The following is a 15,445-nucleotide window of genomic DNA, read 5'->3' as shown; positions in this document are numbered from 1 at the left end:
GCTCGCGCTTACTTGGGTTCGAATTGTAGCGCAGCCGAGTTGATGCAATACCGCAGGCCGGTGGGCGCGGGGCCGTCCTCGAAGACGTGGCCGAGGTGCGCGCCGCAGTTCTTGCACAGCACTTCGATGCGCAGCATGCCGTGCGAGCGGTCGGTCTTTTCCTGAATCACTTCGCCGTTGATCGGCTTGAAGTAGCTCGGCCAGCCGCAGCCGGCGTCGAATTTCGTGTCGGACTCGAAAAGCGGCGTGCCGCAACACACGCAGTCGTAGACACCGCGCTCCTTGTGATCCCAGTATTTGCCGGTGAACGGGCGCTCGGTCGCGGCGTGGCGCGTGACCTGATACTGCATGTCGTCGAGTTCACGGCGGTAGGCCGCGTCGTCTTTTTGCAGCGGGTAGCTCGTCGGGGTGTCGTCTCTGCTCATCTGTCGTTCCTTTGATGTGGCCGGGAAGGCCCTGTATGTGAGGGCGAAGCTACGAAGAACAACTGACTTCGAGATCGCTCGCCCAGTCAGGCGGCAGGCCGGCATAGGCCTCGTATTGCGGCTGTTCGTCGTACGGATGGCGCAGCACGTCCAGCAGGCGCTCGACTTCCGAGAAGTCCTTCTCGCTCGCCCGGCGGATCGCCTGTTCCGCCAGATGATTGCGCAGCACGTACTTCGGGTTCACGCGGTTCATCGCGGCGGCGCGCGCGGCGTCGTCGCGCGGTTCGTGGGCGAGGCGCTCGCGATACTGCACGGCCCACGCATCGAACGCGGCGCGATCGAGGAAGAGATCGCGCACGGGCGCATCGCGGCTCGCGTCGGATTTCGAGAGCTTCGACAGGTTCCGGAACGTCAGCGTGAAGTCCGTGCGATTCGCATGCATGATCTCGAAGAGACCGTTGGCGAGCTTGTCGTCGCCTTCGCGCTCGATCTCGAGGCCGAGCTTCGCGCGCATCGTCGCGACGAGCGCGGGCGCGAAACGGTCCTTGTATCGCTCGAGCACCTTCTGCGCCGCTTCGACCACGCGCTCGGCGCGGCCTTCTTCCGGCAGATTCGCGCCGAAGAGCGGCACGAGCGCCTGCGCGAGACAGAAGAGGTTCCAGTACCCGACCTGCGGCTGGCGGCTGTACGAATAGCGGCCCTGCGTATCCGAATGATTGCAGATGTGATGCGCGTTGAAGCCGTCCATGAAGCCGAACGGACCGTAGTCGATCGTGAGGCCGAGGATCGACATGTTGTCGGTGTTCATCACGCCGTGGCAGAAGCCGACGCCTTGCCATTGCGCCATCAGCGCCGCCGTGGAGCGCACGGCTTCGTCGAGCAGCGCGAGATACGGATCGTCCGCGTCCCGGCAATGCGGATAGAAGCGGTCGATGACGTGATCCGCGAGCTTCTTCAGATCGTCGACGCGATCGTTCGAATAGAAGTGCTCGAAGTGTCCGAAGCGCACGAAGCTCGGCGATACGCGCGTGACGATCGCCGCCGTCTCGATGGTCTCGCGGCGCACCGGCAGATCCGAGCCGATGACGGTCAGCGCGCGCGTCGTCGGAATGCCGAGATGGTGCATCGCTTCCGAGCACAGGAATTCGCGGATCGACGAGCGCAGCACCGCGCGGCCGTCGCCCATGCGCGAATAGGGCGTGCGTCCCGCGCCCTTCAGCTGCACTTCGAGCCGCGCGCCGTCATGCTCGACTTCGCCCAGGGTCAGCGCGCGGCCATCGCCGAGCTGACCCGCCCAGACGCCGAACTGATGCCCCGAATACACGGCGGCATAAGGCAGTGCATTGCTGGCCCAGTCGCGCGTCGGATTGCCTGCGAAGTACGCGGCGAATGCATCCTTTTCAGGGCCGCTCGCGATGTGCGGATCGAAACCGAGCGATTCGGCCATCTCGCGAGAGATGCCGACGAGATACGGGTCGGGCACCGGCGCGCCGGGGAGACGCGTGAGAAAAGCGGTGCCGAGCGCGGCGAACGAGCCGGGCTCGCCGACCCGGATCCCGCCGGCGATTTCGCTCATGGAACGCGCGTCGGCGGGCGTCTCGTCGCGCGCTGAGCGCACGGCATTGCTTGGGGAAAACGACATATTGAGCGCCTCTGAGTTAAACGATATTGTAATTCCGCGCCCGCGGGCCTGCAGGAGCCCGATCGTCGACCCCAACCCAGCATTCGACTCGTCCGAGGATCTCGCCTATGACGTCGCCGCTTCACGGCCAGATGATGGAAATACCGCTGCTCGCGTCGTCCCTGCTGTCCCATGCCTCACGCCACTTCGGCGACAACGAAATCGTGTCGCGGCGCATCGAAGGCGATATCCACCGTTATACCTACCGCGATTGCGAGAAGCGCGCGAAACAGCTCGCGCAGGCGCTCGTCGCGCTCGGCGTCGGAGAGGGCGAGCGCATCGGCACGCTCGCGTGGAACGGCTACAGACATCTGGAGTGCTATTACGGCGTGAGCGGCATGGGCGCCGTGTGCCACACGATCAATCCGCGTCTCTTTCCCGATCAGATCGCGTTCATCATCGATCACGCCGACGATTCGTACGTCTGCTTCGACATGACCTTCGGCCCGCTCGTCGAGCTCATCGCGCCGGAGTGTCCGAACGTGAAAGGCTGGATCGCGCTCGGCGACGCCGCGTGCATCGCCGAGCATCTGTCGAACATGAGCGTGCCGGTGATGAGCTATGAGAGCCTCATCGGCGAGCAGGACGGCAACTTCGACTGGCCGATGCTCGACGAGCGCCAGGCTTCGTTTCTCTGCTACACGTCGGGCACGACGGGCAATCCGAAGGGCGCGCTGTACTCGCATCGCTCGACGGTGCTGCACGCGTACGGCGCGGCGCTGCCCGATGCGATGGGCGCATCGTCGAGCGATTCGATCCTTCCCGTCGTGCCGATGTTCCATGTCAACGCATGGGGCATTCCGCACGCGGCGCCGCTCGTCGGCGCGAAGCTCGTGTTCCCCGGCAAGGACCTCGACGGCAAGTCGCTCTACGAGTTGATGGAAGCCGAAGGCGTCACATACTCCGCCGGCGTGCCGACCGTTTGGATGGGCCTGCTCACCTACATGAAGCAGCAGAACCTGCGCTTCTCGTCGCTGACACGCACGGTGATCGGCGGGTCCGCGTGTCCGCCCGCGATGCTGCGCACCTTCGAGGAAGACTACGGCGTGCAGGTGATCCACGCGTGGGGCATGACGGAAATGTCGCCGCTCGGCACGCTCGCGCGCCTCAGTTTCAAGCAGAAGCAGCGCCCGCTGGAAGCGCAGCGCCGCTCGCTGGAAAAGCAGGGCCACGCGCTCTTCGGCGTCGACATGAAAGTGGTCGGCGACGACGGCCGCGAGCTGCCCTGGGACGGCAAGTCCTTCGGCGATCTGTATGTGCGCGGGCCGTGGGTCATCGACCGCTATTTCCGCCGCGACGATTCCCCGCTCGTCGACGGCTGGTTTCCGACGGGCGATGTCGCGACCATCGACGAGGACGGCTTCATGCAGATCACGGACCGCAGCAAGGACGTGATCAAGTCCGGCGGCGAATGGATCAGCTCGATCGATCTGGAGAACATCGCGGTGTCGCATCCGCAGGTGGCGGAAGCGGCGTGCATCGCGTGCGCGCATCCGAAATGGACGGAGCGGCCCTTGATCGTCGCGGTGCTGAAGCCGGGCGCGACAGTCACGCGCGAGGAACTGCTCGCGCATTTCGCGGGCAAGGTCGCCAAATGGTGGATTCCGGACGATGTCGTGTTCGCCGAGTCATTGCCTCACACCGCGACCGGCAAGCTGCAGAAAGTGCGGCTGCGCGAACAGTATTGCGATTACGTGCTGCCGAACGCGACGGAAAACCCGGTCTAGCACCGCGTCCGTGCCCAAAGCCCCGGTCCGCCAGCGCGGAGCCGGGGCTTTTGCATTTCGGCGCAAGCGAAATGCATGATCTCCGCAATTGAACGATCGTGCTTTTGTGTGTATTCTGCGCTCATCACCCACCATAATTCCGTTATCCGCTCGACAGGAGTCACCTTCATGGCAGTGGACTACACGATCCGCGACGGCGTCGCCGTCATCACGCTCGACAATCCCCCCGTCAACGGACTTGGCCATTCGACGCGCCTCGGCATCGTCGAAGGCATCGAACGCGCGAACGACGATGCGAGCGTGCGCGCCGCCGTCATCATCGGCGCGGGCAAGGCGTTTTCGGGCGGCGCGGACATCACCGAATTCAACACGCCGAAGGCGACGCAAGAGCCGACGCTCATGACCGTGATCAAGGCGCTCGAAGCCAGCGCGAAGCCCGTCGTCGCGGCGATTCACGCGGTCGCGATGGGCGGCGGTCTCGAGCTCGCGCTCGGCGCGCATTACCGCATCGCCGCGCCCGGCGCGCAGATCGCGCTGCCCGAAGTGAAGCTCGGCCTTTTGCCCGGCGCGGGCGGCACGCAGCGCCTGCCGCGCGTGGTCGGGCTCGAGACGGCGTTGAACATGATCGTGTCGGGCACGCCGGTGCCGTCCGAAAAGCTCGCGCAAACCGCGCTCTTCGACGAACTCGCCGAAGGCGATCTGCTGGACGCCGCGCTGTCGTTCGCACGTCAGGCGGCGGACCGCGGCGGTCCGTATCCGAAGGTGCGCGAGCGCCCGATCGAACATCCGAACGCCGAGGGTTTCATCCAGTTCGCGAGAAACGGCGTCGCGGCTGTCGCGAAGCATTTTCCGGCGCCGCACAAGTGCATCGACGCAATCGAGAAGGGCGTGAAGGAAGGCTTCCAGCGCGGTCTCGCATTCGAGCGCGACTGCTTTCTCGCGCTCGTGCAGACGCCCGAGAGCCGCGCGCTTCGGCACGCGTTCTTCGGCGAGCGCGCGGCCGCCAAGATCGCCGATGTGCCGTCGGGCACGCCGGTCAGGAAGATCGAGCGCGTGGGCGTCGTCGGCGCGGGCACGATGGGCGGCGGCATCGCGATGAACTTCCTCAACGCGGGGCTGCCCGTCGTGATGCTGGAAACGAAGCAGGACGCGCTCGATCGCGGCATCGCCACGATCCGCCGCAATTACGAAGCGCAGGTCAGGAAGGGCAAGCTCACGCAAGAGAAGGTCGAAGAGCGCATCGCGCTCATTGCCCCGACGCTGTCCTATGCCGATCTCGCGCAGGCGGATCTCATCATCGAAGCCGTGTTCGAAGAGCTCGGCGTGAAGGAGCAGGTGTTCCGTCAGCTCGACGAAATCGCGAAGCCCGGCGCGATCCTCGCATCGAACACATCGACGCTCGATCTGAATCGCATCGCCGCGTTCACGAAACGTCCCGGCGATGTCATCGGCATGCACTTCTTCAGTCCCGCGAACGTGATGAGGCTGCTCGAAGTCGTGCGCGGCGAGAAGACGGAAAAGGACGTGCTCGCCACCATCATGCAGCTCGCGAAGAAGATCAAAAAGACAGCCGTGGTGTCGGGCGTATGCGATGGCTTCATCGGCAACCGCATGATCGAGCAGTACATCCGGCAGTCGCTTTTCATGCTCGAGGAAGGCGCGCTGCCCGCGCAGATCGATCGCGCGATCGAGACGTTCGGCTTCGCGATGGGTCCGTTCCGCATGAGCGATCTCGCGGGCAACGACATCGGCTGGGCCATTCGCAAGCGCCGCTATCGGGAGCAGCCGGAACTGCACTATTCGCGCATCGCCGATCGTCTGTGCGAGCTGGGCCGCTTCGGCCAGAAGACCGGCGCGGGATGGTACGACTACGAGCCGGGCAAGCGCGACGCGCAGCCGTCGAAACTCGTCGACGAGATGATCGTCGCGTATTCGAACGAACGCGGCATCGAGCGGCGCAAGATCGGCGATGACGAGATCGTCGAGCGGCTCGTGCTCTCGCTCGTGAACGAGGGCGCGAAGATTCTCGACGAAGGCATCGCTTCTAAGGCGTCGGATATCGACATGGTCTATCTGACGGGCTACGGCTTTCCGCTGTGGCGCGGCGGCCCGATGCTCTACGCGGACACCATCGGCCTCTACAACGTCGAGCGCGCGATGCGCAAATACGCGAAGCAGGCCAACGGCGACGCGTGGCGGCCGGCCGCACGCGTGACCGAACTCGCGGCCGCCGATGGACGCTTCAACGTCTGAGAATCGAACGCCATGATCAAACCCGTCGAAGACGCACTTCTCGTGGTCGATGTGCAATACGACTTCATGCCCGGCGGCGCGCTCGCCGTCGCAGCGGGCGATGAAGTCGTGCCCGTCATCAACCGCCTTGCGCGCGCGTTCTCGCATGTCGTGCTGACGCAGGACTGGCATCCGCGCTCGCATGTGTCGTTCGCGGCGAATCACACGGGACGCAAGCCGTTCGAGATGATGACGCGGCCCTATGGCGAGCAGGTGTTATGGCCGGTGCACTGCGTGCAGGACACGCCAGGCGCGGCGCTGCATCGCGATCTGCACGTGCCGCATGCGCGGCTCGTCGTGCGCAAGGGGCATCACGAGCACGTCGACAGCTATTCGGCATTTGTCGAAGCGGATCGCGTGACGCCCACGGGCCTCGCAGGCTATCTGCGCGATGTCGGCGCGAAGCGCGTATGGCTCGCGGGACTCGCGACCGACTATTGCGTCGCGTGGTCCGCGCTCGATGCGCGCGCGGCGGGCTTCGACGTGATCGTGATCGAGGACGCGTGCCGCGCGATCGATCTGAACGGCTCGCTCGAACGAGCCTGGCAAGACATGAACGCGGCGGGTGTGTGCCGCATGCTTTCCGAAGACATCGTGAGGAAGACGACATGACCGATGCAGTGATCGTATCGACGGCGCGCACCGCGCTCGCCAAATCGTGGCGCGGCGCGCTCAACATGACCCACGGCGCGACACTCGGCGGCCATGTGACGAAGGCCGTCGTCGAGCGCGCGGGCATCGATCCGGCGCGCGTCGAGGACGTCATCATGGGCTGCGCGAATCCGGAAGGCGCGACGGGCGCGAACATCGCGCGGCAGATCGCGTTGCGCGCGGGCCTGCCCGTCTCCGTGCCGGGCATGACGGTGAACCGCTTCTGCTCGTCGGGCCTGCAGACGATCGCGCTCGCCGCGCAGCGCGTGATGACGGGCGAGGGCGATGTCTTCGTCGCGGGCGGCGTCGAATCGATCTCGTGCGTGCAGAACGAGATGAACCGCCACATGCTGACCGAAGGCTGGCTCAACCGGCACAAGCCCGAAATCTACTGGTCCATGCTGCAGACCGCCGAGAACGTCGCAAAGCGCTACGAGATCTCGAAGGAGCGGCAGGACGCGTACGGCGTGCGCTCGCAGCAGCGCGCGGCGGCCGCGCAGGCAGCCGGCAGGTTCGACGATGAAATCGTGCCGATCACCGTGCTCGCCGGCATCGCCGACAAGGCGACGGGGCGCTTGTACACGAAGGAAGTGACGCTCGCCGCCGACGAAGGCATCCGCGCCGACACGACGCTCGAAGGTGTCTCGACGATCCGCACCGCGTTGCCGGGCGGCGTCATCACGGCGGGCAACGCGAGCCAGTTCTCCGATGGCGCTTGCGCATGCGTCGTGATGAACGCGAAGCTCGCGGAGAAGGAAGGGCTTCAGCCGCTCGGCATTTTCCGCGGCTTCGCGGTCGCGGGCTGCGAGCCGGATGAAATGGGCATCGGTCCGGTGTTCGCGGTGCCGAAGCTTTTGAAGCGCGCGGGCTTGTCCGTCGATGACATCGACTTGTGGGAACTGAACGAAGCCTTCGCCGTGCAGGTGCTGTACTGCCGCGACCGGCTCGGCATTCCTGACGAGCGGCTGAACGTGAACGGCGGCGCGATCGCGGTCGGGCATCCGTACGGCGTGTCGGGCGCGCGTCTGACGGGCCATGCGCTCATCGAGGGCAAGCGGCGCGGCGCGAAGTTCGTCGTGGTCACGATGTGCATCGGCGGCGGGCAGGGCGCGGCGGGTCTGTTCGAAATCGTGTGACGAGTCCGCGTGCTTCGAAGCACGGCGATTTTTGCTACGCTTCAGGTCTCGTTCGATATCAGGAGCCGCCGTGCTACGTCACATCGTCATGTGGAAACTCAAGGAAAACGCCGAGGGCGCGAGCCGCGCGGAGAACGCGCAGAAACTCAAGGCGAAGCTCGAAACCTGCCGCAGCATCGTGAAGGGGCAAGGGCATTTCGAGGTCGGCACCGCGCAGCCGGGTTTCGAATGCACGTATGACGTCGTGCTCGTCTCCGATTTCGACGATCGCGCCGCGCTCGAAGCCTATCAGGTGCATCCGAAGCATCAGGCGTTGAAGGACTTCGTGGCGGCGGTTCGCGAAGACCGTCAATGCGTCGACTACGAAGTGTGAACGCGATGTCCACATCCGATACACCCGCAGGCACGGGCGGCGTCTCGATCGAAAGCCCGTTCATCGACGCCCTCGGCGTGCAGCTCGTCCAGGCGAAGGATGGCGAAGCCGAAGTGCGCATGCCGCTTCAGGAAGCGCATCTGAATACGTGGGGCATCGCGCACGGCGGCGTCACGATGACCTTGCTCGATGCCGCGCTCGCGCTCGCCGCGCGCAGCGTCGCGGGCGATGGCATCGGCGTCGTCACCGTCGAGATGAAGGTGAACTTCATGCAGCCGGGACGCGGCGAGTTGCGCGGCTACGGGCGCGTGCTGCATCGCTCCACGACGATGGCCTATTGCGAAGGCGAAATCCGCGACAGTGAAGGCCATTTCGTCGCGAAGGCGCTCGGCACGTTCAAGTACATGAAGCGGCTTGCGGTCGGGCGCGATATCGTCCGGCAGAAGATGCGCTCCGATCCGAAGGCGACGCCGGGACCGAGCGACGCCTGAACGCCAACCCGAAGGAGAACCCGCATGGCAGACGCACAGATCAACCGTCAGATATTGCTCGTGTCGCGCCCCGAGGGCGAGGCGTCGGTGTCGAACTTCAAGCTGGTCGAAACGCCGCTCGCGCCGCTTCAGGACGGCGAAGTGCGCGTGCGCAACCACTATCTTTCGCTCGATCCGTACATGCGCGGCCGCATGAGCGACGCGAAATCGTACGCCGCGCCGCAGCCGCTCGATGAAGTGATGATCGGCGGCACGGTGGGCGTCGTCAGCGAATCGCGCAATCCCGCGTTCAAGCCGGGCGATAGCGTCGTCGGCGTGCTCGGCTGGCAGGAGTACGGCACGTCCGATGGGAAAGGCCTGAACAAGGTCGATGCCTCGCGCGTGCCGCTGTCCGCGTATCTCGGCGCGGTCGGCATGCCGGGCGTCACGGCGTGGTACGGGTTGAATCGCATCATCGAGCCGAAGGCGGGCGAGACGGTCGTCGTGTCGGCGGCGAGCGGCGCGGTGGGCAGCGTCGTCGGGCAACTCGCGAAGGCGGCCGGCTGCCGCGCGGTGGGCATCGCGGGCGGCGCGGAGAAATGCCGCTATGTCGTCGAGACGCTCGGCTTCGATGCGTGCGTCGATTACAAGGCGGGCAAGCTCTACGAAGACCTCAAGGCCGCGACGCCCAATGGCATCGACGGCTACTTCGAGAACGTCGGCGGCGAAGTGCTCAATGCCGTGCTCGCGCGCATGAACGCGTTCGGGCGTATGGCGGTATGCGGAATGATCTCGGGCTACGACGGCAAACCGACGCCGATGGACGCGCCCCGGCTCATCCTCACGCAGCGGCTCAAGCTGCAAGGCTTCATCGTCTACGAACATCTGGATATCTGGCCGCAGGCGCTGAAGGAACTCGGCGAGCGCGTCGCGACGAAGAAGCTGCATTTTCGCGAGAGCATCGCGGAAGGACTCGAGAATGCGCCCGAAGCGTTTCTCGGCCTTCTGCGCGGCAAGAACTTCGGCAAGCAACTGGTGAAGCTCATCTAGCTTTCCCTCAAGCAAAGGAACGCACGTGGATCGCTTCGAAGGCAAGGTCGCCGTCATCACCGGTGCGGGCAGCGGGTTCGGGCGGGCGTTCGCGATGAAAGGCGCGGCGCTCGGCATGAAGCTCGTGCTCGCGGACGTCGATGCCGCCGCGCTCGCCGCGACCCTCGACGCGGTGCGCGCGGCGGGCGGCGCGGCGATCGGCGTCGCGACGGACGTATCGGACGGCGCTCAGGTCGACGCCCTCGCGCGCGCATCGCTCGATGCGTTCGGCAGCGTGCATCTGCTCTTCAACAACGCAGGCGTCGGCGCGGGCGGCTTCGTCTGGGAGAACAGCGCGAACGACTGGCAATGGGTTTTCGGCGTGAACGTAATGGGCGTGGCGAACGGTCTGCGCGCGTTCGTGCCGGTCATGCTCGCGCAGAACGAGCCGGCGCACATCGTCAACACGGCGTCGGTGGCGGGCCTGCTCGCCGCGCCCGCGATGGGCGTCTACAACGCGTCGAAGCATGCGGTCGTCGCGCTGACCGAGACGCTTTATCACGATCTGCGGCTCGCGGGCGCGTCGTCGATCGGCGTGTCGCTGCTGTGTCCCGCGTTCGTACCGACCGGCATCGCGGATGCCGAACGCTCGCGGCCCGGCGCGCTCGCCAACGACGCGCCTTACACGGCCTCGCAAAAACTCGCGGCGCGCCAACTGACGAGGGCGGTGGAGGGCGGCAAGCTGTCGGCAGGCGACATCGCCGAACTGACATTCGATGCGGTGCGCGAAGGGCGCTTCTACGTCATCACGCATCCGGCCATCATGGCGTCGGTGCAACTGCGGCTCGACGACATCGCGCAACTGCGCAATCCCACCGATCCGATGTCGCTGAAACGTCCGCGCTGACGGCGCGCGGATCGTGGCATCATCGTGTCCCTTTGACGCTTTTTCCGCCGATGCCGCTCAATCCGAAGATCGCGCAAATCCTGGAGATGGTCGCGCGCGCCAATCGCCCGCCGTATCACACGCTGACGCCGCAACAGGCGCGCGCCGCCTACGCGATGAGCGCGCAGATTCTCGATATCGCGCCGCTGCCGATGCACAGCGTCGAAGACCTGCGCATTCCGGCGCGCGATGGCGAAACCATCGGCGTGCGCGTGTATCAGCCTGCCGAACCGAGCTGGGCCGAACCTTCTGCCGCGCTGCTGTATCTGCATGGCGGCGGATTCACGGTCGGAAGCGTGTCGACGCACGACGCGCTGTGCCGCAAGCTCGCGCACGACGCGAGTTGCGCGGTCGTATCGGTCGATTACCGGCTCGCGCCGGAGCACAAGTTTCCCGTCGCGGTGCACGACGCGTTCGATGCGCTGCAGTGGCTCGCGCGCGAGGCGCCGACGCTCGGCATCGATCCCGGGCGGCTCGCGATCGGCGGCGACAGCGCGGGCGGCACGCTCGCGATCGTGTGCGCGGTGCTCGCGCGCGATGCGGGCATCGGCCTGCGGCTGCAACTGCTGATCTATCCGGGAACGAGCGCGTGGCAGGAGAGCGCATCGCATGCGCGGCTCGCGGAGGGCTATCTGCTTTCCGGCGAAACGATTCAATGGTTCTTCGAGCAGTATGTGCGCGACGAGCGCGACCGCGACGACTGGCGCTTCGCACCGCTCGATGCGGCGCGTGGCGTGCCGGATTTCACGGGCGTCGCGCCCGCATGGATCGCGGCGGCGGATCATGATCCGCTCTATGACGAGGACATTGCGTTTGCTTCAAGACTCGAGGAAGCGGGCGTGCCGGTCACGCTCGTGCGCTACGAAGGCATGATCCACGAGTTCTTCAAGATGGGCGGGTTCGTGCCGGAAGTGGCGGAAGCGCATGCGGATGCGGTGAGGGCGTTGCGGACGGTGTTCGAATAAAGAATCCGAGTTTTCGCCTGCAAGGAATCTGCTTCGGAATGTTAAATGGCGTTTCAGCCATTCGATCGGCACAGATTCGCCGTGAACATCACAACCCTGCAAACCAGGCTTGGCGCCGCCGGTCCGATCCCTTGCCCGTGCTCGGGGCAGTCGATGTCATCACTGCGCTGCTCGTCGCCGCAACCGTGTATGTCACGCGACCTCGAACCCGAACGCCCGCTCGAACGCCCCCGGCCTGACGATGCGATGCGAACCGTCATCGTCGCTGCGTTCCTTGATATCGACCGATAAGCCACGCGCCGAAGGCATCACGCGCAAAGCCGTCGTGCTGCGTGTGCCGTAGTCCGCCGTTTCGATGAACGCCGCCGACAGCACGCGCTCACGTTCGATCGAAATGCCCGTCGACGGCAAATGCTCGTCGTTCGCGATGCGCGGATCGCGCAAGGTCTCGATGAGCTCATCGAGCGACGGACGCTCATCGGCGTGGATCAGATCGCACAAGGCCTCGCGCTGCGCGACGAGCTTCGGCCACGGCGTGTTCAGAAGGCTGTTGGATAAGCCATGCACGCCGGCATCGAGCAGGGCGGGCGGCGCATCGGCGCGATTGCCGTACCAGCCGAGCTCGCGTCGCGCGAAATCCCCGCAAAGCAGATTGAAACCGTTGTAACGGTGACCTTCCTCGGCCACGCGCTCGAGATAATCGAGCGGCGCGAGACGCTCGCCGGCGAGAAACGCGCTCACGAGCGTACCGCGCGTCGGCGCATTCGGCCGCACTTCGCCCGGCGCGCGATAATTCGTCAGCGCGGCGAAGCGGCCATCGCGCGATATGCCGAGCCACGTTCCGCCGCCCGTGAGATCGCGGCCCGCAAGAACGCCGGGCGCGTCGCTCCACCAGTGCATCGGCTCGGCGTCGCGGCGAAAGAACTCGTCGCGGTTCGCCGAGAGCGTCAGCAACGCGCGGCCGTTCTCACGCGAAGCCGCAGGCTGCCAGTCGAAGACGATCAGACACATGCGCGCGAAACCTCAGGCGTCGGCGGGAAACGCATAAGGCAGCGGCACGAAGCCGAGCGCCGGGCCATCGGCGGAGCCGACGTGCACCGTGCCGTCATCGAGCGCGGCGAGCTTGATCTCCACGAGACAATCGACGCCGCCGCCCTCCGCGGGCGCCACATTGACGACGAGCCCGCACGGCTGGCCGGGATCGCCGGAATGAAAGAGCTCCGCGCCGGGCGTCGCGGTATCGGCATGGGCGAGTGCCGTGCGCCGCTTGATCGTGCCGCGATACTGGCTGCGCGCGACGATCTCCTGGCCCGGATAGCAGCCTTTCTTGAAGTTCACCGCGCCGAGCACGTCGAAGTTCACCATCTGCGGGACGAACTGCTCGACCGTCGCGTGCGTGATGCGCGGCTCGCCCGCGTGGATGTCGAGCCAGTCCCACATCGTCTCCGGCACGCGCTGCAGTTTTTCGTCGAGCTTGGCGAGCCGGGCCTCGACATCGGCCTTCGGACCGACCCACAGAAAGCGCGGACGGTGCGCCGCGTCCGGCACGCGGATCAGCGAGCCGTGCGGGCCTTCGACCTTCACGTGGACGCCGTCGGGCAGCGCATCGAAGATGCCGGACAGCGCCGCGCGCACGTCGCCCGCGAAACCGACCGCGGCAACTTCGGACGTCGCGTCGGTGAGCTTCGCCTTCGAGCGCAGCACGAACATCGACAGACGCTTTTGCACGGCGGCCTGCACGTCGCGCGCGATCAGAAGGCGCACCGCGTCGGCCGTGCGCCACATCAGGAACGAGCCGAGAAGGCGGCCCTTCGGGGAGCAGTAGCCCGCGAGCCGCGCGGTGGATGCATCGAGATGCTGGACGTCGTTCGTGACCTGGTTGTGCAGGAACGGGGCGGCGTCCTCGCCCTTGACGTCGATCACGCCGAACTGCGTGAGCGGCATGTACGCGCCGGCGGTCTTGACGGTTTCGAAATCGGAAGCGGTGAGGGCGGTGGTCTGGGAATTCATGAGCGGGCGGGCTGTCAATCCTGTCATTTGGGCGCGGGCCGGCGAAAGCGGCTCTGGCGCAGGCGGCAAGTTATTATATTGGTCTTATCTCAAGTGTGTTTCGCATGTCCTTTCTGAAGAAATGCGTCGTGGCGGCGGTGCTTGCCGCGATGCTCGCGGCGGCCGTCGCCGGCGGCGTCTGGTGGTGGGCCAACCGGCCCATGGAACTGTCGACGCCCGAGCTCGACGTCACCATCAAGCCCCATAGCAGCCTGCGCAGCGTGAGCGCCCAGTTGAACCGCGGCGGCGTGCCCGTCGAGCCGGAGTTGTTCGTGCTGATGACGCGCGTGCTCGGCCTGTCCGCACAACTGAAGTCGGGCAACTACGCGTTCAAGAGCGGCGTCACACCTTACGAGGTGCTGCAGAAGATCGCACGAGGGGACGTGAACGAATATGTCGCGACCGTCATCGAAGGCTGGACGTTGCAGAAAATGCGCGGTGAACTAGACAGCAATCCCGCGCTGAAACACGACACCGTGGGCATGACCGACACCGACCTCTTGCGCGCCATCGGTGCAGCGGAAGTGGACAAGGCATCGGCCGAAGGGCTGTTCTTCCCCGACACCTATCTCTTCGACAAAGGCACGAGCGATCTCGCGGTCTACAAGCGCGCGTATCGGACGATGCAGGCGCGGCTCACCGAAGCATGGAACACGCGCGCGCAGAATCTGCCTTACAAGACGCCTTATGAGGCACTCGTCATGGCGTCGATCGTCGAGAAGGAGACGGGGCGCGCGCAGGACCGGCCGCTCGTCGCGGCGGTGTTCGCGAACCGGCTGCGCATCGGCATGCCGCTGCAGACGGACCCGAGCGTGATCTACGGCCTCGGCCCGGCCTATGGCGGCAAGCTGAGGAAAAAGGACCTGCAGACGGACACTCCGTACAATACCTACACGCGCATGGGCCTGCCGCCGACTCCGATCGCGCTGCCCGGCGTGGCCGCATTGAACGCCACGCTCAATCCCGCCGCGAGCAACGCGCTGTATTTCGTGTCGCGCGGCGACGGCAGCAGCATCTTTTCCGACAATCTGGGCGACCACAACAAGGCCGTCGACAAATACATCCGGGGTCAATGAATGGCGCGCGGCAAGTTCATCACGTTCGAAGGCATCGACGGCGCGGGCAAGACCACGCACCTCGACTGGTTCCGCCAGCAACTCGCGGCCAAGGTCGCACCGGGCGGACATCAGGTCGTGATGACGCGCGAACCGGGCGGCACGCCACTCGGCGAAACGCTGCGCGGCATTCTGCTGAATCAGCCGATGGATCTCGAAACCGAAGCGCTGCTGATGTTCGCCGCGCGCCGCGAGCATCTGGCGCAGGTCATCGAACCGGCGCTTTCGCGCGGCGACTGGGTGCTGTCGGACCGTTTCACGGACGCGACTTTCGCGTACCAAGGCGGCGGGCGCGGTCTGCCGCGCGACAAGCTGGAAGCGCTGGAACGCTGGGTTCAGGGCGGTTTTCAGCCGGATCTCACGGTGCTCTTCGACGTGCCGACCGACACCGCGAGCGAGCGCCGCTCGGCCGCGCGCGCGCCGGACAAGTTCGAGAGCGAGTCGCAGGCATTCTTCGAGCGCACGCGCAACGAATATCTGCGCCGCGCGGAGGAATCGCCGCAGCGCTTTTACATCGTCGATTCGACCCGGCCTATCGGCGATATTCGCAAAAAGCTCGAAGAAATCGTTTCAAGCCTCTGATTAA

15 protein-coding genes are annotated in these 15,445 nt (G+C 65.6%); 11 read left to right on the top strand and 4 right to left on the bottom strand.

The features are described 5' to 3' along the window. Positions 1 to 8: 8 nt before the first annotated feature. Together msrB and AWB78_RS09560 are read right to left on the bottom strand one after the other, a co-directional pair. Positions 9 to 425 (bottom strand): peptide-methionine (R)-S-oxide reductase MsrB, encoded by a 417-nt coding sequence (gene msrB, locus AWB78_RS09565; protein WP_062604327.1) that lies wholly within the window; start codon positions 423 to 425, stop codon positions 9 to 11. A 49-nt stretch (positions 426 to 474) separates the two neighbouring features. Then, complete coding sequence (locus AWB78_RS09560; protein WP_062604326.1) at positions 475 to 2,067, bottom strand: protein adenylyltransferase SelO; 1,593 nt, start codon at positions 2,065 to 2,067, stop codon at positions 475 to 477. 107 nt (positions 2,068 to 2,174) lie between these two features. Between AWB78_RS09560 and AWB78_RS09555 the strand changes: the two genes are divergently transcribed. The 9 genes from AWB78_RS09555 to AWB78_RS09515 all read left to right on the top strand — a co-directional run bounded on the left by AWB78_RS09555 (position 2,175) and on the right by AWB78_RS09515 (position 11,695). After that, positions 2,175 to 3,833: a 3-(methylthio)propionyl-CoA ligase gene (locus tag AWB78_RS09555; protein WP_062604325.1), complete on the top strand. Its 1,659-nt coding sequence runs from the start codon at positions 2,175 to 2,177 to the stop codon at positions 3,831 to 3,833. Between the two features lie 168 nt (positions 3,834 to 4,001). Further along, complete coding sequence (locus AWB78_RS09550) at positions 4,002 to 6,086, top strand: 3-hydroxyacyl-CoA dehydrogenase NAD-binding domain-containing protein (RefSeq protein ID WP_062604324.1); 2,085 nt, start codon at positions 4,002 to 4,004, stop codon at positions 6,084 to 6,086. Between the two features lie 12 nt (positions 6,087 to 6,098). After that, positions 6,099 to 6,737, top strand: coding sequence for a bifunctional nicotinamidase/pyrazinamidase (pncA, locus tag AWB78_RS09545; protein WP_062604323.1), 639 nt, complete (start codon positions 6,099 to 6,101; stop codon positions 6,735 to 6,737). Next, positions 6,734 to 7,912, top strand: coding sequence for an acetyl-CoA C-acyltransferase (locus AWB78_RS09540; RefSeq protein ID WP_062604322.1), 1,179 nt, complete (start codon positions 6,734 to 6,736; stop codon positions 7,910 to 7,912). The genes pncA and AWB78_RS09540 overlap by 4 nt, the downstream gene beginning before the upstream one ends. Positions 7,913 to 7,982: 70 nt before the next feature. Next, positions 7,983 to 8,285 carry a Dabb family protein gene (locus tag AWB78_RS09535; protein ID WP_062604321.1) on the top strand — a complete coding sequence of 101 codons (303 nt, stop codon included), beginning with the start codon at positions 7,983 to 7,985 and terminating at the stop codon, positions 8,283 to 8,285. 5 nt (positions 8,286 to 8,290) lie between these two features. Beyond that, a complete protein-coding gene (locus AWB78_RS09530; RefSeq protein ID WP_062604444.1) occupies positions 8,291 to 8,776 on the top strand; it encodes a PaaI family thioesterase in 486 nt (161 codons plus the stop codon). A gap of 24 nt (positions 8,777 to 8,800) precedes the next feature. Continuing rightward, positions 8,801 to 9,805 (top strand): NADP-dependent oxidoreductase, encoded by a 1,005-nt coding sequence (locus tag AWB78_RS09525; RefSeq protein WP_062604320.1) that lies wholly within the window; start codon positions 8,801 to 8,803, stop codon positions 9,803 to 9,805. A 25-nt stretch (positions 9,806 to 9,830) separates the two neighbouring features. Continuing rightward, positions 9,831 to 10,691, top strand: coding sequence for an SDR family NAD(P)-dependent oxidoreductase (locus tag AWB78_RS09520; RefSeq protein ID WP_062604319.1), 861 nt, complete (start codon positions 9,831 to 9,833; stop codon positions 10,689 to 10,691). A gap of 50 nt (positions 10,692 to 10,741) precedes the next feature. Beyond that, the gene (locus AWB78_RS09515) at positions 10,742 to 11,695 is read left to right on the top strand and encodes an alpha/beta hydrolase (protein ID WP_062604443.1); all 954 of its coding nucleotides are present in this window, start codon (positions 10,742 to 10,744) and stop codon (positions 11,693 to 11,695) included. 192 nt (positions 11,696 to 11,887) lie between these two features. On the opposite strand, the gene AWB78_RS09510 is transcribed toward AWB78_RS09515, so the two are convergent. Together AWB78_RS09510 and ygfZ are read right to left on the bottom strand one after the other, a co-directional pair. Then, complete coding sequence (locus AWB78_RS09510; protein WP_062604318.1) at positions 11,888 to 12,706, bottom strand: NRDE family protein; 819 nt, start codon at positions 12,704 to 12,706, stop codon at positions 11,888 to 11,890. 12 nt (positions 12,707 to 12,718) lie between these two features. Next, positions 12,719 to 13,705, bottom strand: coding sequence for a CAF17-like 4Fe-4S cluster assembly/insertion protein YgfZ (ygfZ, locus tag AWB78_RS09505; protein ID WP_062604317.1), 987 nt, complete (start codon positions 13,703 to 13,705; stop codon positions 12,719 to 12,721). Positions 13,706 to 13,809: 104 nt separating this feature from the next. Between ygfZ and mltG the strand changes: the two genes are divergently transcribed. Together mltG and tmk are read left to right on the top strand one after the other, a co-directional pair. Continuing rightward, on the top strand, positions 13,810 to 14,820 hold the full coding sequence (gene mltG, locus AWB78_RS09500; RefSeq protein ID WP_062604442.1) for an endolytic transglycosylase MltG: 1,011 nt from the start codon (positions 13,810 to 13,812) through the stop codon (positions 14,818 to 14,820). Next, positions 14,821 to 15,441 (top strand): dTMP kinase, encoded by a 621-nt coding sequence (gene tmk / locus AWB78_RS09495; RefSeq protein ID WP_062604316.1) that lies wholly within the window; start codon positions 14,821 to 14,823, stop codon positions 15,439 to 15,441. Positions 15,442 to 15,445: the final 4 nt, after the last annotated feature.

The organism is Caballeronia calidae (genome assembly GCF_900044055.2).
GTDB lineage: Bacteria > Pseudomonadota > Gammaproteobacteria > Burkholderiales > Burkholderiaceae > Caballeronia > Caballeronia calidae.
The sequence above is the reverse complement of the archived record's forward strand: the minus strand, read 5'-3'. Positions and strand labels throughout refer to the sequence as shown.

What these genes read in the sequence shown, in the direction of transcription:
- msrB (WP_062604327.1), bottom strand. Translation starts at nt 425, where the DNA reads ATGAGCAGAGACGACACCCCGACGAGCTACCCGCTGCAAAAAGACGAC.
- AWB78_RS09560 (WP_062604326.1), bottom strand. Translation starts at nt 2,067, where the DNA reads ATGTCGTTTTCCCCAAGCAATGCCGTGCGCTCAGCGCGCGACGAGACG.
- AWB78_RS09555 (WP_062604325.1), top strand. Translation starts at nt 2,175, where the DNA reads ATGACGTCGCCGCTTCACGGCCAGATGATGGAAATACCGCTGCTCGCG.
- AWB78_RS09550 (WP_062604324.1), top strand. Translation starts at nt 4,002, where the DNA reads ATGGCAGTGGACTACACGATCCGCGACGGCGTCGCCGTCATCACGCTC.
- pncA (WP_062604323.1), top strand. Translation starts at nt 6,099, where the DNA reads ATGATCAAACCCGTCGAAGACGCACTTCTCGTGGTCGATGTGCAATAC.
- AWB78_RS09540 (WP_062604322.1), top strand. Translation starts at nt 6,734, where the DNA reads ATGACCGATGCAGTGATCGTATCGACGGCGCGCACCGCGCTCGCCAAA.
- AWB78_RS09530 (WP_062604444.1), top strand. Translation starts at nt 8,291, where the DNA reads ATGTCCACATCCGATACACCCGCAGGCACGGGCGGCGTCTCGATCGAA.
- AWB78_RS09525 (WP_062604320.1), top strand. Translation starts at nt 8,801, where the DNA reads ATGGCAGACGCACAGATCAACCGTCAGATATTGCTCGTGTCGCGCCCC.
- AWB78_RS09515 (WP_062604443.1), top strand. Translation starts at nt 10,742, where the DNA reads ATGCCGCTCAATCCGAAGATCGCGCAAATCCTGGAGATGGTCGCGCGC.
- AWB78_RS09510 (WP_062604318.1), bottom strand. Translation starts at nt 12,706, where the DNA reads ATGTGTCTGATCGTCTTCGACTGGCAGCCTGCGGCTTCGCGTGAGAAC.
- ygfZ (WP_062604317.1), bottom strand. Translation starts at nt 13,705, where the DNA reads ATGAATTCCCAGACCACCGCCCTCACCGCTTCCGATTTCGAAACCGTC.
- mltG (WP_062604442.1), top strand. Translation starts at nt 13,810, where the DNA reads ATGTCCTTTCTGAAGAAATGCGTCGTGGCGGCGGTGCTTGCCGCGATG.
- tmk (WP_062604316.1), top strand. Translation starts at nt 14,821, where the DNA reads ATGGCGCGCGGCAAGTTCATCACGTTCGAAGGCATCGACGGCGCGGGC.